Origin of the sequence: Candidatus Methanoperedens nitratireducens (assembly GCF_900196725.1) — an archaeon.
Lineage (GTDB): Archaea > Halobacteriota > Methanosarcinia > Methanosarcinales > Methanoperedenaceae > Methanoperedens > Methanoperedens nitroreducens_A.
This window is the reverse complement of record NZ_FZMP01000035.1, coordinates 1-20,878: the sequence shown is the minus strand read 5'-3', so window position 1 is coordinate 20,878 and position 20,878 is coordinate 1. Positions and strand designations below refer to the sequence as shown.

General features: G+C 41.7%; 16 protein-coding genes and 1 pseudogene. 13 read left to right on the top strand and 4 right to left on the bottom strand.

All coding sequences use genetic code 11. The annotated features are described in order from the left end of the window. The 3 genes and pseudogenes from MNV_RS03820 to aroA all read right to left on the bottom strand — a co-directional run. A pseudogene (locus tag MNV_RS03820) lies at positions 1-450 on the bottom strand (ISH3-like element ISMba14 family transposase); the annotation flags it as partial. A gap of 80 nt (positions 451-530) precedes the next feature. Further along, positions 531-1,112: a prenyltransferase/squalene oxidase repeat-containing protein gene (locus MNV_RS03815; RefSeq protein ID WP_096204051.1), complete on the bottom strand. Its 582-nt coding sequence runs from the start codon at positions 1,110-1,112 to the stop codon at positions 531-533. Between the two features lie 174 nt (positions 1,113-1,286). After that, positions 1,287-2,558 carry a 3-phosphoshikimate 1-carboxyvinyltransferase gene (gene aroA, locus MNV_RS03810; protein ID WP_096204050.1) on the bottom strand — a complete coding sequence of 424 codons (1,272 nt, stop codon included), beginning with the start codon at positions 2,556-2,558 and terminating at the stop codon, positions 1,287-1,289. Between the two features lie 127 nt (positions 2,559-2,685). Between aroA and MNV_RS03805 the strand changes: the two genes are divergently transcribed. Together MNV_RS03805 and MNV_RS03800 are read left to right on the top strand one after the other, a co-directional pair. Further along, positions 2,686-3,996, top strand: a complete 1,311-nt coding sequence (locus tag MNV_RS03805; RefSeq protein ID WP_096204049.1) for a TrpB-like pyridoxal phosphate-dependent enzyme — start codon at positions 2,686-2,688, stop codon at positions 3,994-3,996. A gap of 42 nt (positions 3,997-4,038) precedes the next feature. Beyond that, a complete protein-coding gene (locus tag MNV_RS03800; RefSeq protein ID WP_096204048.1) occupies positions 4,039-5,295 on the top strand; it encodes a coiled-coil domain-containing protein in 1,257 nt (418 codons plus the stop codon). Between the two features lie 65 nt (positions 5,296-5,360). Here the strand turns inward: MNV_RS03800 and MNV_RS03795 are convergent, their stop codons facing one another. After that, entirely contained in the window at positions 5,361-5,921 is a 561-nt protein-coding gene (locus tag MNV_RS03795; protein ID WP_096204047.1) for a hypothetical protein, read from the bottom strand. Positions 5,922-6,137: 216 nt separating this feature from the next. Between MNV_RS03795 and MNV_RS03790 the strand changes: the two genes are divergently transcribed. The 11 genes from MNV_RS03790 to MNV_RS03740 all read left to right on the top strand — a co-directional run. After that, the gene (locus MNV_RS03790; RefSeq protein ID WP_096204046.1) at positions 6,138-6,890 is read left to right on the top strand and encodes a glycosyltransferase family 2 protein; all 753 of its coding nucleotides are present in this window, start codon (positions 6,138-6,140) and stop codon (positions 6,888-6,890) included. Positions 6,891-7,127: 237 nt separating this feature from the next. Continuing rightward, positions 7,128-8,087 carry a glycosyltransferase gene (locus MNV_RS03785; protein ID WP_096204045.1) on the top strand — a complete coding sequence of 320 codons (960 nt, stop codon included), beginning with the start codon at positions 7,128-7,130 and terminating at the stop codon, positions 8,085-8,087. Between the two features lie 2 nt (positions 8,088-8,089). After that, a complete protein-coding gene (locus MNV_RS03780) occupies positions 8,090-9,550 on the top strand; it encodes a B12-binding domain-containing radical SAM protein (protein ID WP_096204044.1) in 1,461 nt (486 codons plus the stop codon). Between the two features lie 12 nt (positions 9,551-9,562). Then, positions 9,563-10,447, top strand: coding sequence for a glycosyltransferase (locus tag MNV_RS03775; RefSeq protein WP_096204043.1), 885 nt, complete (start codon positions 9,563-9,565; stop codon positions 10,445-10,447). Between the two features lie 61 nt (positions 10,448-10,508). Beyond that, a complete protein-coding gene (locus tag MNV_RS03770) occupies positions 10,509-12,941 on the top strand; it encodes an alpha-(1->3)-arabinofuranosyltransferase domain-containing protein (protein ID WP_096204042.1) in 2,433 nt (810 codons plus the stop codon). Between the two features lie 99 nt (positions 12,942-13,040). Continuing rightward, positions 13,041-13,562, top strand: a complete 522-nt coding sequence (locus MNV_RS03765) for a hypothetical protein (RefSeq protein ID WP_096204041.1) — start codon at positions 13,041-13,043, stop codon at positions 13,560-13,562. A 293-nt stretch (positions 13,563-13,855) separates the two neighbouring features. Beyond that, entirely contained in the window at positions 13,856-15,703 is a 1,848-nt protein-coding gene (locus MNV_RS03760; protein ID WP_179293788.1) for an alpha-(1->3)-arabinofuranosyltransferase domain-containing protein, read from the top strand. A gap of 67 nt (positions 15,704-15,770) precedes the next feature. After that, positions 15,771-17,234 (top strand): tRNA guanosine(15) transglycosylase TgtA, encoded by a 1,464-nt coding sequence (gene tgtA / locus MNV_RS03755; protein ID WP_096204039.1) that lies wholly within the window; start codon positions 15,771-15,773, stop codon positions 17,232-17,234. Between the two features lie 358 nt (positions 17,235-17,592). Beyond that, entirely contained in the window at positions 17,593-19,017 is a 1,425-nt protein-coding gene (locus tag MNV_RS03750; protein ID WP_256999935.1) for a saccharopine dehydrogenase C-terminal domain-containing protein, read from the top strand. A 34-nt stretch (positions 19,018-19,051) separates the two neighbouring features. Then, entirely contained in the window at positions 19,052-20,230 is a 1,179-nt protein-coding gene (locus tag MNV_RS03745) for a type III PLP-dependent enzyme (protein WP_096204038.1), read from the top strand. Between the two features lie 253 nt (positions 20,231-20,483). Further along, the coding region (locus tag MNV_RS03740) for a hypothetical protein (RefSeq protein WP_143311617.1) at positions 20,484-20,878 on the top strand (395 nt) is incomplete at its 3' end.

Below are 20,878 nucleotides of genomic sequence, written 5' to 3'. Positions count from 1 at the left end.
TGTTTCTCCAATTATATCAAGTGAACAAAATGAATATCCCCAGCACGTCCCATTCTTGGGTTTGATACCTCTTACTCCAGATGTGTCCTTTTCACCATAGTAAGGTATGTCATGGAAATCGATGGCAACATCGTGAACAGTTCCTCTAAGGTTTGCCAGTTTGATTATTTCAGTATTTATGCTTCTGAATGCGGACATTATGTAATATATACTGTTTGAATTTATATAATCGTGAATGGAGTCGCCAGATGGCACATTTTTATCTGGATTCTTCAGTCTGAGATCTATGCTTGCTGATTCTAACGAGTTGGTAACTGATGTGGCTGCGTGCAGAATCACATTCAGTGTGTCTTGAAAACTATACGTTGTACCTTCAGGTAATTTTATTATGTTTGTTTTACTCAATAACTCTGAGGTCATGGCCATTATATCAAGAGGTTGTATATTCATGATCATGACCTCAAATATCAACCGCTTAAAAACATCATCTGAGGATGATTCACTTTAAAATAGATGTGCTGATATTTCATTCACTCGGAAGTAGAGCTATTCGGAAGTACTGGATAAATCCTTAATGAGATTAACGAAAGCGAAGTTGAAGTGATATCGCCCCAGTTGCCGTTATCCTGTTTTCCCAGGAGCCATTGGATAGATGGCATAATATCATTTTCTTCTGCCAGCATCAATGCCTGAATTGCAAGGTTGCTCGTGGCTACATATATCCATCCTCCGGATTGCCTTCTGGAAAGAAGCCAGCCTGAGCGGTCTTTTATGAACTCTCCGTATTTTGTTTTATTTTGTTTCAGGAGAGCCGTGATTATCAGCGATGTCGTACCCGCATATTCCCATTTCTCCCCGTAATTGCGCCGCAGCCATTCACATCCGGGCTCGTTTTTTATGCTGGCATCTCCGAGTGCTATCAGGGCGTATGAAGTATCGATCTCGTTGTTATTCCAGTTGCCATCCTCCTGTCGTTCCAGTATCCAGTTGATGGTATCTGAATATATTATCCCGCATCCTGCCAGCGCACTGCAAGCTCTTGAGGTGTCAAGAACCGGTTTTTCCGTTTCCCAGAATCCGTCTTTTTTCTTTGATAATAGTAATTCAACCATGCCGGATGTCGTCTCGCCCCATAATGATAATGCCTGGATTGTCCTGGATATGTCTTTAACTGTAATGGGTTTCTGGTTCTTTAACCACTCAATCCCGGAAGCAGCAGCATTTTGTATAACAATTTCTTTTATCAGGATGTTACCTCAGATTTTATTAACTGTCTTTATTAACTGTTATTCATGTGACTTGACACATGCGCCAATCTTCTTCAAATCCTCAAAGAACCCGGGATATGATATGCTTACCGATTCCACCGTATCGATGGTCGTGTCACCTGACACCATCCCTGCCACTGCCAGCGCCATAACAATCCTGTGGTCGTCCCAGCCGTGCACTTCGGCGCCTCTCAATGTCCCGCCTTTGATTATCAGCCTGTCTTTTTCTTCTGTTATGTCCACACCCATCTTTTTCAGTTCAACTGTCATCGCATGAAGCCTGTCAGTTTCCTTATATCTTACATGCTCTGCGTTCTCAATGACCATTGTGCCCTCCGAAGCTGCACCCAGCACAGCCAGCGTTGGAACAAGGTCGGGGGTCTCCCCAACATCGACAACAATGCCGTGCAGTTCGCCCCTGCTAACATTTACCTCGCCTTTTTTCTCATCCCACCGGATTTTCGCTCCCATTTTTTCCAGTATCCCGATCAACGCCGAATCCCCCTGCTCCGAAGGGAACAGGTTCTTGATTGTAACTTCGCCGCAAAGCGCACCAGCAGCCATCATATATGAAGCCGAGGAGAAATCACCCGGGACATTATACGACTTCATATTGTACTCCTGCTCCGGAGGGATTATGAAAGAATTCGTGCCTTCTGCTGTGATTTTGGCACCGGCATCTCTTAGCATATCTATTGTGATGTTCACGTACGGTCTGGACTTCAATTCTCCCTTTATCATAACCGTTGTCTCGTTCTGCGCGAACGGGCAGGCGATAAGGAGCGCTGAGATGAACTGTGAACTTATCGAGCCATCAATGTGAACGCGCCCTCCTCTCATCTTTCCCCTCACAACAATAGGAGCCATGCCGTTGTTGCGTGTGGAGAACGCCTCCGCTCCCAGGTCGTTCAGCGTGTTCAGGAGCGGCGTGTTGGGTCTTGTCCGTATGCTGGCATCGCCTGTGAGAACCGTGGCGCCGTCGGCAAGTGAAGCCACTGCCGTCATTATGCGAAGCGTGGTACCGGAATTCGCGACATCGATCACGTTATCCGGGACTTTTAGTTTGCCGTCGAATCCTTTGATTATGAGCGAATCTTTCCTTGATTCTATGCTTGCTCCGAAAGCCTCACAGGCTCTTATTGTAGCTTTTGTATCCTCTGAAATCAGCGGGTTATTGACAGTTGCTTTTTTCGAGAGCGCCGCTATAGCAATGCCCCTGTGCGTATAGCTTTTTGATGGCGGGGCTTTGGCTGTCCCTTTAATGTCCGATTTCTGGATCGTCAGCTTCATGAGAGTACGCTAATAGACAATGCAACTATTTATTGGTGCTGATTGTTCATTCTAATTATAATTTTTTTGACTTAGATTACCAAGCTTGATATACTACCCCGTAAATATTCTCTCTGGAGATGTTCCCGTGCAGAAAACAAAGATAATACTTGATGAAAACGAAATCCCGAAGAAATGGTACAACATTTTACCGGATATGCCGACGCCTCTTTCTCCCCCTCTGAACCCTGCTACGAAAGAGCCCATCGGTCCGAAAGACCTCTCGCCCCTTTTCCCGATGGAACTTATAAAGCAGGAGGTCAGCCAGGAGAGGTTCATAGCAATACCCGATGAAGTCAGGGATATCTACAGCCTGTGGCGCCCTTCTCCCCTGTACAGGGCGCACCGTCTTGAAGCTGCCCTGAAGACGCCTGCCAGGATTTATTATAAGTACGAAGGCGTAAGCCCGGCAGGCAGCCATAAACCCAATACAGCCGTGGCACAGGCATATTATAATATGAAAGAAGGCATTGAACGGCTGGCGACAGAGACGGGCGCAGGACAGTGGGGAAGCGCGCTCGCTCTTGCAACTACCCTGTTCGGTCTTAAGTGCACGGTCTATATGGTAAAGATAAGCTACCAGCAGAAGCCGTACCGCAAATCGTTGATGCATCTGTGGGGTGCGGATGTCATCCCTTCACCGAGCGATAAAACAAATGCCGGGAAAAAGATCCTCTCTAAAGACCCGGGTTCCCCGGGAAGTCTTGGGATCGCGATAAGCGAAGCTATTGAAGATGCAGCTACCCATGACGATACACATTATTCCCTCGGAAGCGTCCTTAACCACGTAATGCTTCACCAGACCGTTATCGGTCAGGAGACAAAGGAGCAACTGGCGCAGGTTGAGGAATACCCTGATTGTATCATTGGGAGCGTGGGAGGAGGGAGCAACTTCGCAGGATTGAGCTTCCCGTTCCTTATGGATAAGCTTGCCGGAACAAAGGACGTAGAAGTTGTTGCAGTTGAACCCACAGCATGCCCCAGCCTCACAGGCGGTGAGTTCAGGTACGATTTCGGGGACACGGTGGGACTTACGCCTCTCCTGAAAATGTACACCATGGGACATGAATACGTCCCGCCTGCCATACATGCCGGAGGGCTGCGGTATCACGGCGATTCCCCCATCGTGAGCCAGTTGTATGCTGACAAAGTGATAGATGCGGTCGCATACAGCCAGACAGAGGTATTTAAAGCAGGAGTGACATTTGCAAGAAGCGAAGGCATAGTTCCCGCGCCTGAATCGGCACATGCGATAAAGTGCGCGATAGATAAAGCGCTTGAGTGTAAAAAGAGCGGTGAGAAGAAGACCATACTCTTTAACCTGAGCGGGCACGGGCACTTTGACATGAGCGCATACGATACTTATTTCAGCGGGAACATGTTAGATGAGCCCATCTAAAAGAATTGATAATATATCAAGTTCATCATAATATGATATAATTTGAAATGGATTGAGAGGATATTCGGAAAAAAAGAACCGTTTTCGCCTGAGATCGGGTTTGATGAGCTTGCGGAATGGCTTGAACCAAAATCAAAAGAAATATCCGGAGAAGTAAAAAGGCAGGTCGCTCCCATTTATTCGGATATAGAAGATGCGCTCAGGGACATCAAAAAAAGCGCTGCCGGGCTTGAAGAGGCGCAGCCTGAAGGAAGGTATCACCTCAAGATGGTGAAGGTCGCCACAACTAACAGGGACAACATGGTAAAACAGGTCAGGCTGCTTACAGACAATATAACTGTCCCGAAAGCTACCGATATCAAAACTATCATCACATTCCATGAGAACGCCATGCAAACTCTGAATGTATGCCTCGAGAACATGATGAAGAGCTACCAGTACGCTAAGATGGTATTCCTTGAAGACTCAAAAGAGGTGATCTCGGACGTAAATGCGCTGGGCAGGCTTTTGAACCAGCTTGTTGAGCCCCTGAAGGAAAGGAAGAAACTGCTTGATGCGGTTGAGAATGCCTTAAAGGCTATACAGGCTATAAAAGAGATGCATTCCGCCATTGGACTTGAGAACATATCCATAAAAGAGAAAGAGGAAAAAGTGGCAGCCCTGGAAAAAGAGATTGAGGAAGGGCAGGGCGCCCTTGTCCGACTGAAGGAAAGCGAGCAGTGGAAGCAATACCAGAGGAGCATGGATGAGCTTGCTGCGCTTCTGGATAGCGCAAAAAAGACAGAATCAGAGATTAATAATATTGTTCTGCCTCTGAATAAAGCCCTCAACAGGCTCAAGCAGTTAAGCGAAAGCGGGAGATATACCCTGGCGCCTGATGTCAAGGAGGGGCTGAATCTATGTTTATCAGACTCTAAATGCTGCAGCCCCGGATTCTTCATAGAGTTTGAGAAGATCATCGTTGAAAGCGATGTCCTGAAACTTGAAAAACTTGATAAAATGCTGGAGCAGGTCAGGCTTGCCCAATCGTCTTTTGGCTCGTATAAAGAGCAATACCATACTCTTATGGCAGAAATCGAGATGAAAAAGGATGAAATAGCAAAACTGGAGATCGTTGCTGAGGAGAAGAGCCTGGGCAGCAGGATATCAGAGCTTCAGGAGAAGCTAGCTTCTGTACAGGAAGAGCTTGAGACGACGAAAAATCGCCTTGCTTCGCTTGAGCGCGACATTGAGGATAAAAAGCATAAGCTGCAGCAGGTGGTTTCAAGCATTGACAGCAGGGTGAGGGTTTTGTTTTAGCCATGGACAGGGAAATTTCCCTCTAATTCTAAAAGTTTCGTTTAAAAATAAAAATTAGGAACAATTTAATTATTAGATGTTATTGTGAATGGCGTAGCAGATGAGGCAAAAGTAGCCTTAGCAGGATTTCCTGTATTGAGATAGGCAGTTGCAGTATAGTTGCCTGGCGTCAGGTCAGTTGTTGAGAGAGTAATTTGGTAAGTTAATAAAATGGACTTTCCTCCCTGTTGATTGTTATATCCATAGCCGAAATCATAGCCGTATCCATAACCATAACCAGATCCGGGGCTTCCTGAGCCAGGTGGAGATAACACCTTTATTGTTATGTTTTTATCATTTGGCGGATTTGTTAGTACACCACTGAAAGGATTGAAAGTCCAATTTTTTGTATTAGGCCCGTTAACGCTTAAAGTTATATTAGAGATAGGAACGAACTTATCCTGACTTTCCATCTTCACCATTACTATGAACGTTTTCGGATCGCCCCGCATAATCGATCCTGAGAGCTCATTTATCGAGATTGTAACAGCATTGGCAGGTACTAAAGCTATCAGTATCATAATAACCGATAGTGTAATCAATGAACTTACCATAAATGTTCTATTTTTGTTTCTTTTATCAACCATTTATTTCCCCCCATGTCTCCTCGGAGCAGATGTTTCAGTATAAACCACTCAACACGCAGCGATTAATCGTCATAGCTTCTATAACCATTGGAAGCGACCGCTCCGTATCGAATTTTCATTGCCCCACATGAAGAGTCTATGCGCAATCTATAAATACTTTACGATTAAATATCTTTGTAACTCAGGATTTAGAAGGGTTAAAGGGGGCGAGGGTGTGTGGTAGATGTATCTATAGTCATTCCAACATATAATGAAGAACTTCATATTGTCAATACAATTCAAGAAACATCTAAAACAATGAACCGCTTTCAGATACCTCATGAGATAATAATTGTTGATGACGGTAGCACTGATAATACCTCTATTGAAGCATCAAAAGCAGCATCATCTTTTGATAATGTAAAAGTAGTGCATTACAGCCAGAATCACGGTAAAGGAAATGCCATAAAATACGGGTGCAGGTTTGCAAGCGGAGACCTTGTAACATTCTTAGATGCTGATTTAGAGCTGCACCCAAATCAATTACCGACTCTCCTTGAGTATATGAAAAAATACAACGCAGATATTGTTGTCGGGTCAAAAAGGCATCCTGAGTCCAGAATAAATTATCCAACAAACAGGAAACTCCTCAGTCTGGCATATCTCCTGGTGGTTAAGTTACTGTTTAGATTGCCGATAAGTGATACTCAACTGGGATTAAAACTTTACAGGCGCAAGGTCATCGATACCATAATACCAAAAATGCTGGTTAAAAGATATGCTTACGATATTGAAATACTTGCCAGTGCCAGACACTCAGGCTATAAGATGATAGATGCTCCAATCGTACTGCATTATCATCGCAAGAAAGGCAGAATAAAACTAAAAGATATTCTCAAAATAGCAAATGACACAATCGCCGTCTTTTACAGGCTATATATCTTAAAGTATTACGATAAGAAAATTGGCCTGCAGGGGCGGATAGCATGATATCAGCTTCAGATCAAAAACAAGTGCGGGGTAATATAATAAAGATAGTGGTAGTTAATTTATTATAGTAAGCTCTACAAATACGGACTCAATAATTGCTTTATCTAAAAGATTAGCAACAAGAACTGGAAGGGGGGTAGTAAAATACATATGGTTCAAATGAACATCCTTATCTACATTCGTAAAGTGTCCAGAGAGAACAAGAAGATTCTATTCTTTAATAAAAAAGGATATTGAATGAATCCCGGTGTATCTATAATCATTCCATGCAAAGGTATTGATGCACTTACTCTAGAATGCATCAACGGATGCTTACAGCTTGAGTATGAGAATTTCGAAGTAATAGTATTACCCGACCATCATTCAGATTCAGTAAAAGGTATAAATATAATTCCGACAGGTGAAGTTTCTCCTGGTAGAAAAAGAAATATTGGAATAAAAAACTCTAATGGCGAATTCCTGGCTTTCATTGATTCTGATGCATTTCCAAGAAAGGATTGGCTTAAAAACGCACTCAAATATTTTAATGATACAGAGGTAGCTGCCGTTGGGGGGCCGGGCGTGACGCCTGAGAAGGATTCAATCCTGCAAAAGGCAGGTGGGTACGTTCTTTCTTCCTTCATGGTCGGCGGCCTGGCAAATAGATACAGTACCGGTAAACCTCTTGTATCGTATGATATTCACTCATGTAACTTCATTGCCCTCAAATGTGTTCTGGAAAAGATCGGCGGCTGGGATGAAAAATACTGGCCCGGTGAAGATACGTTGATTTGTCTGGGGATAAAAAGGCTCGGGAAAAAGATGATTGAATCGCCAGATGTTGTTGTTTACCACCACCGCAGACCATTATTTAAGCAGCATCTAAGGCAAGTGTCAAGATTCGGTCAACATCGCGGCTTCTTTGCAAAACGATTCCCTGAAACATCTCTCCGCTTGAATTATTTCTTTCCCTCAATGTTTGTCATTTTTATGATGACTGGAATTATTTTTTCACTTATAGATAGTTCTATGCTGCTTCTCTATATTTCCATACTATCCATATATCTTCTTGCAGCACTGGCAGCTTCTTTAATGGCAACTGCTGCAGGAAAGGATATGAGGTTTTATCCTCTCGTATTTGCTGGAACAATAGCAACACACATTGTATATGGCATATACTTTATTCAGGGCTTATTAGTTAGGGAACTGGAGAGATGATAATGAAAATCTCAATATCCTATCCACCACTTGAAAGCCCGAAAGGCATTCCACTGCTGGCTCAAAACCGGCAGTTCCAGTGGTTTAACAATCCCACTTATATCTACCCGATGGTTCCGGCTCATGCTGCTACTCTGTTGAAAGAAAACGGCTATCAAGTTATATGGGATGATGGGATTGCAGAGAATAAGACCTATGAACAGTGGCGCAAGGATATTCTAAATCAAGCGCCTGATATAATTGCCATAGAGACAAAGACTCCGGTAATCAAAAAACACTGGAGTATTATCAATGATGTAAAGAACTTAAGCCCGGATACAAAGATAATTCTTACAGGAGACCATGTGACTGCCCTTCCGCAAGAATCCATGGAGAACTGTAAGGCCGACTTTATACTTACCGGAGGAGATTACGATTTCCTCATGCTAAACCTTATTAATCATCTAACAAGGGGAAAGGAGTTGGAGCCCGGGATATGGTACAGAGAAAACGGGGATACAAAGAATACAGGACTATTCAAGCTTAACCATGACTTGAACGAACTGCCATTCATAGACCGCGATTTAACGAAATGGGAACTTTACAGCGAAAAGAACGGCAACTATAAGAGCACGCCTGGAACCTACACGATGGTTGGAAGGGACTGCTGGCACGCAAAATGCACATTCTGCTCCTGGACTACTACTTACCCATCCTTCAGGACAAGAACTCCGGAAAAACTGCTTGATGAGATAGGCATGGTTATTGAGAAATACAAAGTGAAAGAGATAATGGACGATACCGGTACTTTTCCTGCGGGTAAATGGCTTCATGATTTCTGCACCGGCATGATAGAGAGAGGATATAATAAAAAAATCAATATCCATTGCAACATGCGCGTGAACGCCCTCAGGCAGGAAGAATATAACCTGATGGCAAAGGCAGGATTCAGGTTCATACTTTATGGCGTTGAATCGGCAAACCAGAGCACGCTTGACAGGATAAATAAAGGTACAAAAGTGGATGATATCCCCAATGCCTGTATGACGGCTAAAAAGGCAGGACTCAAACCTCATCTTACAGTTATGATGGGTTATCCATGGGAGACGAAAACAGATGCTTTGCAAACTGTAAAACTTGCCAAGGAAATTTTCAAAAAAGGCTGGGCAGATACGCTGCAGGCAACGATTATTATCCCCTATCCAGGAACTCCTCTTTTCAGGGAATGCAAGGAAAAGGGCTGGCTTTTGACCGAGGACTGGGGTAGATTCGATATGCGGGAGCCGGTTATGAGGTGCCCTATGACCGAGCAGGAAATCAAAGAGCTGACGCAGGAGCTATACAAGGTATTTCTTACGCCGGGCTATGTAATGAGAAGATTGCTATCTGTCAGGAATATGGATGACATGAAATTTATAAAAAGAGGTGTAAGTGCTATAACAGGACATCTTACTGATTTCTCGAACAGGGAGAAGTATTCTTAAGGAAGGTGAAAAATGACGCCAAAAATGAGCATTATCATTCCGACCTGTAATCCAGCGGTAACAAAAGAAAGATCTCCTATAGTATCTGTCATAATACCCACCTATAATTCCGAAAGGACATTAGAGAAATGCTTAGATTCCATAAAGCACCAGGATTACGAGGGTACAATAGAAATAATTGTTGTAGATAATTTTAGCAAAGATAATACAAAAAAGATCGCAGATAAATTTGGAGTAAAATTTATTGAAGAAAAATCCGAGCGATCAAAAGCAAGAAATACCGGGGCAAAAAATATAAAAGGTAAATATATTTTATATATAGATTCTGATATGTATCTATCAGAATCTGTAATCTCTGAATGTATAAAAATAGTTGAACAGGATATAAACAAAGTGGCATTATATATCCCTGAAAAAATTATTGGAACTGGTTTTTTGATTAAAGTAAGGAATTTTGAGAGAGTATTTTATAATGCAACCTGTATCGATGCAATAAGATTTGTTAGAGCAAAGACATTTAGGGAGATAAACGGCTTTGACGAAAATTTGATCGGAGGAGAAGATTGGGACTTTGATAGAAGAATAAAAGGACACGGGGAAACAGGTATTATAAAAGGTTGCCTTTATCACGATGAGGGCGTGTTCAATCTTTCGAATTATTTGAAAAAGAAAAAATTATACTCTGATACCCTGGATAAATATATAGAAAAATGGGGAAATGAGGACTTAATCATTAAAAAACAGGTTGGTGCTACATATAGACTTATGGGCGTTTTTATAGAATATGGAAAGTGGAAGAGAATCATTAAAAAACCATATCTTGCTTTTGCTACATTCGTATTGAGATGTTTGGTGGGATTATACTACATCAAAACTGAGTTGGAGCAGAAGATATGACCTTTACATTTAATAGAAACCCAAGTCTACTGTGACCAAAACTTGCATCTATTAAGAAACAGTGCGCATAACAGGGATTAGGAGCAATAAGTTGAAGATAACCAGATATCTGACTATATTAGCTATTATATTTCTCAGTTTAACCCCGGTCATCTGGTTTAAACCCGGGTATTTAATTGGAAGAGGGGATAATTTTCCATTCTGGTTTAATTCTCTAAACACATTCTATAATGACAATTTTATATGGGATTCAACGAATACCGGGCAATTATCCGAGTGGCTACGATACGGAATCTTTGGAAGTCTTTGGTATATTTTACAAGTGAATCATATCCCACCAAACGCAGCTCAAATTTTATTTCAGATATTATATCTTTTAGGAGGATGCCTATCAATATATTTGCTATCCACCACAATCTACGAAAATCAGAAGATAACAGCGGTTATAGCAAGCATTTTTTATATGTTCAATTTTTATAGAATGAATTATTCAGTATACCAGGAGGTTTCGTGGAATCTGGTTTTTCTACCACTGCTTCTTGCTTTTTATGTACGGATAATAAATAACCTTAAAAAAAATGAGAAAACGGCGAAGAATATCATCGGCTTTGCAATCGTATCAACAATTATGAGCTCTTTCTCCAGTACAAATCCTACTTTATTATTATCTATTCTAATAGCATTTGGGATTATATTCGTATATTACATAATAGTTGAAAATGGGATTAGAATTAAAATTATAAAAAATTTAGCTTCCTTGTCTATTTTATGTTTTTTAATAAATATATGGTGGATTATCCCTTTTATAATATCTCTAATTTCAACAAAAACAACATCAGAAATGGGTTTTACTACAAGCATAATTGGCTATAGCTCGATGCATGTACGTTCAAGTTTTTTAAATCTATTCTGGCTTAATGGTATGTGGTGGTGGACCCCATATTATGTATCATATTTTGATGCCTATTCAAATCCTGCTTTAAAGCTCCTTGTTTTCATTCCTGCTTTGATAGCATTCTTAGGACTGTTATTTAGAAATAACTACAGAAAAATCAATACTTATTTTGGATCTGTCGTTCTTGTTCTGATGTTTCTTGCCAAGGGATTACATCCCCCGCTGGAAAACATCAATTTCTTTCTATATAACTATGTCCCGGGTTCTTTTGCATTCCGGGAGCCTTTTCCAAAATTTTATCTTATTCTTATTATTTTTTTGGCTCTGCTGGTTGGTTCATCCTGCAATTCGATTGTGAACATGATACGGAAAACGGAATTTAAACATAAGAACGCCGCCTCGAATCTATTTGTAACTTTTATAGCCATCTCATTCATGATTTCCACTTTTCCACTTATTACAGGACAAATACTAGATACAGGACCACCCGATTTCCGTTTTTCGTTTTATTTTCAAATACCAGATTACTGGTACCAAACATCCAACTATATCAACAATAATATCGAAGATTCCAGGATATTAATAACACCAGACGATGATTTTTATCAGATGCCGTATAAATGGGGTTATTATGGTGCCGATGTTTTGCCATCTCGATTAATTACAAAGCCTACCCTACAACAGCAGTATGGATATATTATCAACAGTAATTACAAAGGGATTATAACGGTGGCTTATGGTGGAATTAGGAACAATTCTGTAACTGAGTTCAATAATATGTTGGCATTAATGAATGTGAGATATATTGTACAAAGAAACGATATCTGGTGGGATTGGGATAGTAGAAATATCATCTCTCCGGGTGACATTAAATCATTTTTCTCAAGCCAAAAAAATATTCAATTAGAGAACTCTTTTGGTGAGATCGATGTTTATAGAGTTTCCAATATCACTTACTTGCCGCACATATATACTGCGTCGGCACAGATAACAGTCCATACGTTTGATGACTTTATCCGGTTGTTAAATTCATCCAGCTTTACACCAGAGCAGCAAAACATTATTATCTCCTATCAGAACCAGAATAAAACCTTCTCAGAGAGAGACTATAGCATCCGCCCTCACATTTTTTTCCAAAAAATTAACCCCACAAAATACAAAATAAAAATAGAATCTGCCCATAAACCGTTCTACCTCATATTCTCAGAGTCGTATCACCCGGGCTGGCAGGCATACATCAACACAGATTCGATGCAGTGCAACCCAATAGCCCTGTATGGGAATTTAAACGTCACTGAATGCGGGCATGAATCAAAATTCTTCGAAATAAAAGATTTAACCAGATTATCCGGTCAAACTATACCCGAAGAGAGTCATCTTCTTATCAACAGCTACGCCAACGCATGGTATATCGACCCCCAGAAAATCGGTGTAGCCGATAACTTCACTATAACACTATCCTTTAGACCACAATCCTATTTCTACATTGGGGTTATTATCTCAGGGTTTACTTTTATAGGATGTGCTGGTTATTTGGTATGGGATTGGAGGAGAAAAAGAGACGAGATGAGGAGTATCGGAGGGAGAACATTGTATTGATGTTCCTCAGCGCATCTTATCTTGTTTTTCTGCCCGCTGAATGGAATATTATGTTTATTATGGGAACGCTCATTGTATATTACACGGTGATAGATCTACATGGGGACAGAAAGTGAGCTGAAGGACTGGCCTTCTTCTAATTATCCGATTTTCCTTGCGCTCGTACTACTTGCAGCTACTGCTGTGACTCTCTCTGTGGGCGATGAATCGCGCGCCGAGAGCCTCGCTATATATGCATACTACTTTCTTGTCATTGGCGTAGCTGTTCGCTTTTTTGAGTTTGCACTGCCTGATAGTACATTGCAGAGGCTTGGCATGGCAAAGAAGCATATCCTGGATCGGCTGAAACAACATGCATTAAAGAGTGCGAACAATCAAAAGATTGCCCGTATGCTCAAGATACCGCATTTTCATCAGGTTAAACCGGAGAAAATCCTTGTACCGGTAGCAGACGTTTCTAGAGATGTCTCAATTCTTCTGTCTGTATTTTTATTAATATCCCTAATTTACGGCTTAATGGTAGATTGGTGGTTTGTTAAAATGTATATCCCTAATTTGGTTTTGATTATTCTTGGTTTTCTGACTCTGCATTTTTTCACAAGAACAGATTCAGTAGAATGAAGATATGAGCGCAGCCATAATTCTATATTTAAAAGCAAAAATACTAAACTATAGGTTATTATATTCCTTGCGCTTAATATGATATTGAGGGTTAGGTTATGAATCTTTTAATTTCAAAGAAGGCAACAGTTAATCTATATTATCCGATATTTTTTTATCTCTTTATATCATTCCTTATTTTATTTTATTTTAAAGGACATTATATATTAACATTGGATATGGTTTTCCCTATAAAAACCTTCCCTGCTAAATATTTTTATGGCTTCTCATTACCAGTATACGGTGGAAGCGCAATGGAAATCTTAACCATGCAGCTATCTAACGTAATACCTGCCTGGCTATTACAAAAAATCTACTTAATTTTAATAATATTCCTTTCTGGAATCTCCATGCATTCCCTGATCGATACAAAATCCTCCGTTCCGAAATACTTTGGAGGCATTCTTTATGCCGTAAATCCTTTTGTTTACGTTCGGTTTTTAGCAGGGCACTGGCTCATCCTGCTTGCCTATTCTATCATGCCCTTTGCAGTAAAATCCTTTCTTGATTTCCTTGATAACCAGAATAAGAATAACCTGATAAGAGCATTACTCTTGACCGCTCTTACCGGTGCCCTGAACTCCCATATCCTTACCCTGCTAATTCTGGTATACCTGATTTTTTTGATTTTTAAATTGTACCAGGTAAAAAATCAGGCGGGTGCGGTAAAAAACTTGCTAAAATCCCTGGCTCTACTTGCAGCACTATACCTATCGCTGAGCCTTTACTGGCTGCTACCTTTATTTACAGCAAATGCAACGGTGATAAATCAAATCTCCCAGGCTGATATTTATGCCTTTGCCACGGGAATATCGGCATTCAATGCTGTTTTTACGATAGCCAGCATGTACGGCTTCTGGCGGGAGGGCTATATTTACACAAAGGACTTTATTCCCCACTGGTACCTTCTTTTCTTTTTCATACTTTTCTTAGCTATACACGGCTTTATCAGCAACAATAGGAGCAAGGTTCCTGGCTTGCCCGTGAAAGCTCTTGGGGTAACAGCGGTAGTTGCAGTAATTCTAGGCTCAGGCATCCATGGTCCCTTCTCTTCGTTATTTGAATTTTTATTCAATAACATCTTCTTCTTCAGAGGTTTAAGAGATTCCCACAAGTTCGCAGCATTGATTGCTCTCTCTTACTCTTATCTTGGAGCCCTGGGCGTAGCAGAGTTTGAGAAAATTGCCCGTAGTCCGGTACTCAGTACTGGCGCATATAAAAAAACAGCAGCATGGTTAGTTATCGTTATTGCTCTGGTCATACCGTTTATTTATTCCTTCACAATGTTCAACGGTTTCTGGGGACAACTGGAACCAACAGATTATCCTGGGGACTGGTATGATGTCAATAAACTATTAAACGGGGATTCCCAGGATTTTAATGTTCTATTTTTGCCCTGGCACCAGTATATGAATTTCAAATGGATTCCCAATGCTCAGAAAAGAATAGCTAATCCAGCGTCTTCTTTCTTTGATAAACCCATAATCCAGGGAGAAAATGCTGAAATTGATCTTATTTACTCCCAATCCACAAATCCTGCACAGCGTTATGTTGAGTCGCTGCTGGGTAATAAAGACAAAATTAAAAATTTTGGTGAGCTTATAATCCCGTTAAACGTCAAATACGTACTTTTAACTAAAGAAGTGGATTATAAAGAATACTTCTTTCTTTTTAATCAGACCGACCTGGAGTTAATAAAAGAGACCGGGAATTTCTACATCTTCAAAAACGCTCATCCGGTCTCCCGCTTCTACATATCTTCTTTGCCCCCTCCATCCGAGCCGCAGAAGCAATCCGAATTTATTCCATCCCTTAAACCCTCTGATTATACGCAGGTTTCGCCTGTAAAGTTCAGCGTGAATGCAGATGCAGGGTATGTGGTGTTCGTGCCGCCCAACCTAGACTCCGAGTGGTGGGAGCTTGACGGACGAACTTCAACTATCAAGGGGTTCTATGCGGTTTACCCTGCCGGGTCGGGGATGGTTTATTACAGGCGGTTTGATACTTATCTGGTTGGGTATCTTGTTTCTATTGTTACTCTGATCGGGTTAATTATATGGCACTACAGGAAGGATTCTTTGGATAAAACGATGAATGCCTGAAATCAAACATTAAGAAACAGGGCTAATCCTCATTTTAATATACTTCTCCATCCTATCATAGCCCACCATGCCCCCAATCTTCGAAATAACCCATAAGGACTGCGCCGGACGCATCGGGCGCCTCGAAACCCGTAAAGGGACTATCGAGACTCCGACTATTATGCCCGTTGTTAATCCCAACATCCAGACCATAAAACCTTCCGAGCTTCGCAAATTCGGCGCCGAGATTATTATAACCAATTCTTATATAATATTTCGCAAACCAGAACTTAAAGACAGGGCTCTGAGCGAGGGACTGCACTCGCTTCTTGATTTTGACGGTCCGATTATGACAGATTCGGGTTCCTACCAGCTATCTGTTTACGGGCAGGTGGAAGTAGATAACGCCCGGATCATCCGGTTCCAGCAGGATATAGGTTCGGATATCGGAGTTCCGCTCGACATACCCACGCCACCCGACGTTGCCAGGGAGCGCGCCGAATCCGAGCTTGAGATAACCTTCAGCAGGGCGAAGGAAGCCCTGGGGCTAAAGAAAGACATGCTCCTGGCGGCACCGGTGCAGGGCTCAACGTTCCCCGACCTGAGGGAACGCACGGCGCGCGAGTTAAGCCGGCTTGATTTTGATGTCTATCCACTTGGCGCGGTAGTACCGCTTATGGAGTCATATCGCTATTCTGACCTTGTAGATGTTATTGTTGCGTCTAAGAAAGGTCTTTCCCCTGCTTCACCCGTTCATCTCTTCGGTGCCGGACATCCAATGATGTTCTCCCTTGCTGTTGCGCTGGGCTGTGATCTTTTCGATTCAGCCTCGTATGCCCTCTATGCCAAAGAGGGGAGGTACATGACCGTGCGCGGGACGTACCATGTGGATAAACTCCATTACCTGCCGTGTTCCTGTCCTGTATGTACCTCGCACGACGCAGACGAGTTGATAAAGAGCGAAAACCGTGAAGAGCTTCTGGCGCATCACAATCTTTACGTGACCTTCGCTGAGATGCGGGAAGTAAAGCAGGCGATAAAAGAGGGAAGCCTCTGGGAACTCGTGGAGCAGAGGTGCAGGACGCATCCCCATCTCCTGAACGGGCTTAAGCGTGCGCTTTGTTATTCGGACTGGATAGAGCAGTTCCAGCCTGCGCCGAGATCGACGTTCTTTTACAGCGGTCCTGAATCAGCACTCAGGCCGGAGGTTTTAAGATACAGGAAAAAGCTAAAAAACTTCGAGCTGAAAGGCAGGGTGCTTATCAGGGCGCACAGGCTTGATAATGAAGATGATTTTGACTATGTGCTTGATTTTAAGCCGCCTTTTGGCGCGTATCCGCTGGAGCTTAAGGAAACATATCCTTTCAATGCTGAGGTAACAGATGAGCCGGATCATGAGTCTCTTACTGTGGCGCTCCAGAATACGCTGGAGTTGATGGAGCTGAATCCTGAGGCGGAGTTCACGTTCGTGTATGAGACAGAGCATCCTCTGATGGAGAAAATAGGGCGGAGGGCGAAATTGGTGGTAAAAGGAGAGACGGCTCATAGTTAAAAGGTTAAGATGGACAGCAAACCTTTTTATTTTTTCGTAATATACTGCGAATGATTGGAGTTTTATCAACACTATATTACGGATGATTATTTTGGGGAGGAAGAGAGGGAGGGGAAGAGGGTGAGGTTTGTGCCGCTGTGGTGCTGGCTGGTGGGGGGGTGAGTATACGATAAATGAATCTCGCGCAGAGGATTGGACGGTTTTGAAACTTCTGGCAGCAACGACTCAACAAACACCACTTACTAATTATGCTGAAAGAGCAATGATTTTTTCGAATTAAGGAAAAATTTAAAAACTATGAATAATTATTAGACCTCCTGCGGAATGAAAAAAGAATGAAAAAAAATTCAACAATAAAATCCTTATTATCGGCTATGGCTCAGTTTCACAATGCACCCTGCCCGTTTTAATGGACAAAATCGATGTTCCGCTAGAAAACATTACCATAGTTGATTTTGAAGACAAGTCAAAAGCTCTGAAAAAATATACAGACCAGGGATTAAAATATGTCTGTGAAAAAATTACCGAGGAAAATTTAAATCAAGTTTTGTCAAAATATGTCGATAATGGGGGTTTGCTAATTGATTTAGCCTGGAATATCGGTGCCAATGATATTATTAAGTGGTGCCATGATCACAATGTATTGTACGTTAATACTTCGATTGAACTTTGGGATCCTGTTAAGGAAATTTATACGAAGAGCACGTTTGAAAAATCACTTTATTGGCGGCAGATGCAATTGAGAGATCTTTCCCGTGATTGGAAAGATGCGCCGACTGCTGTTATTGACCACGGCGCTAATCCCGGCCTCATTTCTCACTTCGTCAAGCAAGCCTTGCTGGATATTGCTGCGCGCATCTGCGCTGAGAAGAAAGTTTCTCCGGGAGACGAAGAAGAAATCAGCCATCTTGCAAAAAACAGGGATTTTGCCCAACTCGCGAAGAAATTAGGAATTAAAGTAATCCATTGTAGCGAGCGAGATACTCAAATTACCAACCGGCCAAAGAAAGTTAACGAATTTGTAGGGACATGGAGCATTGAAGGGTTACGGGAAGAAGGGACGGCGCCGGCTGAAATGGGCTGGGGCACGCATGAGCAGAAGCTGCCGCCCTTAGCCAATACACCTCCGTACGGCCCTAAAAATCAGATTTTTTTCCCTCAAATGGGTATTAATACATGGGTCAGATCGTGGATACCGGATGAAGAGATTGTCGGTATGATGATCCGCCATGGTGAAGCATTCGGCATTTCAGATAGATTAACTGTTTGGGAAGATGGCGAGGCGATTTACCGGCCTACTGTAAATTATGCTTATATGCCCTGTCACGAAACGCTTTCTTCGCTTCATGAATTGCGCTGCCGGAATTACGAACTCCAGCCCAAGATAAGAATTTTAACAGATGAAATTACATCAGGTGAAGATACTCTGGGAGCGCTCTTGATGGGGCATTGTTATAATTCCTGGTGGACGGGCAGCTCTTTAAGCATTGAAGAAGCCAGGTCTCTCGCTCCAGGCCAGAACGCTACCACCCTTCAGGTAGCGGCAGGTATTGTTGCTGCCGTACTCTGGATGCTTGAAAATCCGCGAGAAGGTATTAAATTGCCCGACGACCTGCCTCATGATTTTGTTCTGGATATTGCTAAACCGTATCTTGGAAAATTTATTTCCACGCCCTCGGACTGGACGCCGCTTAAAAATCGCAAAATATTTTTTAAAGAAAATCCGGCTGCGAAATACAATCCCGATCCCTGGCAATTTGAAAATTTTCTATTTATAGATTAATAATTAGTAATTGTTAATAATATCACATAAAAATATGACCGAAAAACAAAAAGAAATTTTGGAAAAAAGCGCTAAAGAACACGGTACGCCGGTTTTTTTTATTGATCATGAAAAAATCAGGGAGAATTATCGTGAATTCAGGGAAAAATTGCCTGATGTGCAGGCATATTTTGCTGTTAAGGCCAATTCCAATCCTGAAATTATAAAAACGATGTATGATATGGGTGCAAGTTTTGACGTGGCTTCTTTCCCTGAATTTATGCTGGTTCATGATAATATCAAGCATTTGCCAGAGAAAGAACGGCAAGATTTTATCTGGGATAAAATTATTTATGCTAATACCATTAAGCCTGCCGAAGTCCTGGCTAAGTTAAATGAATATAAAATATTAGTTACTTTTGACAATATTGAAGAATTAAGAAAAATAAAAAAACATGCACCGGATGTTGGTCTGGTTTTAAGGATCCGCGTGCCTAATACCGGTTCTATGGTTGAGCTGTCTTCAAAATTCGGAGCCCATCCCGGAGAGGCGGTTGATCTTATCTCCGAAGCTGTGAATTTAGGGCTTGGAGTTGAAGGCATCAGTTTCCACGTCGGCAGCCAGTGCAATAATTTTGATAACTATTCACAGGCTTTGAATTTCGCCTCATCAATCTTCAAGGAAGCAGAGTTAAGAAATTATCAAATTGGGTTTATTGACAAGGAAGGCAAAAAAAGAAAGATTTTGGATATCGGCGGCGGCTTTCCGGTAAAGTACACGCCGGATGTAAAATCTTTTTCCGCTCTGTCTGTAAAATTGAATTCGGAAATAAAGCGTTTGTTCCCCAAAGAAGATGTTCAGGTTATTGCCGAGCCGGGGAGATTTATGGTAGCGACAGCCTGCACCTTGATCACGAAAATTATTGGCAAAGCTGTTCGTGATGGGAAAACATGCTATTACCTGGACGACGGTGTTTATCACACTTTTTCAGGACAAGTTTTTGATCACCAGCACTATCCACTGCATTCCTTCAAGGGCGGAGAGATAAAAATTTGCGCTACGTTTGGCCCCACTTGCGACGCTTTCGACACTATTTCACTGGCCGACGAGCTACCGGAAGATCTGCAAATTGATGATTTGCTTTATGCTGAAAATATTGGTGCCTATACCGTCGCATCAACCACCTATTTTAACGGTTTCCCGCCTCCAAAAGTGGTGCATTTGAATAAATAACGTTCATCAATGATAATTTTATTTGCTCTCCGGATGTGCGCCTGATTTTTGGGTTTTGGAGGTTGTTTTGAATTCTTATTGCTTTTTGAGAGTATGTGGTTTTAGTTCGCCTTCAGTCACGGACTCCGTGATGAATTACGAAGCATCTATAGCGTGGGTGCATGAGGTTTCTATCGTTTATTTGCTGCTTTGGTTTTTTTCATCGGGAGAGGCACGAAAATAATTATATAAATACAACATATAAAGTTGCTCTATGAAATTTGAAATTCTAAAAGAAGAATCTTTTAACTTGGATTTTGTAAAAGATGTTCTGAAAAACACCAACAATCCACACCGAGATAAATACTTAGAAGTTTTTAATTCTGAAGGTTTATCAACGGATAAATACAAATTTCATGATATATGGGAGGATTTTGCTGAATTTATACTCTCTAATGACTTTGAAATTTGTAAAATTAATAGAGATATTGGAGTCCCGTGGAACGAAAAAACACAGGAGTTGTCGTCAAAATATCGTCATAAAAGAGCCTCAGGCAAAAATCACAGAACCGCTTATAATCCAAAAATAGATCCTATACACATCTTATTTTCCAAAGAATTTCATAAAACGCTTCAAACTTCCAATCGTCTAAATGCACTTGCTGCCCT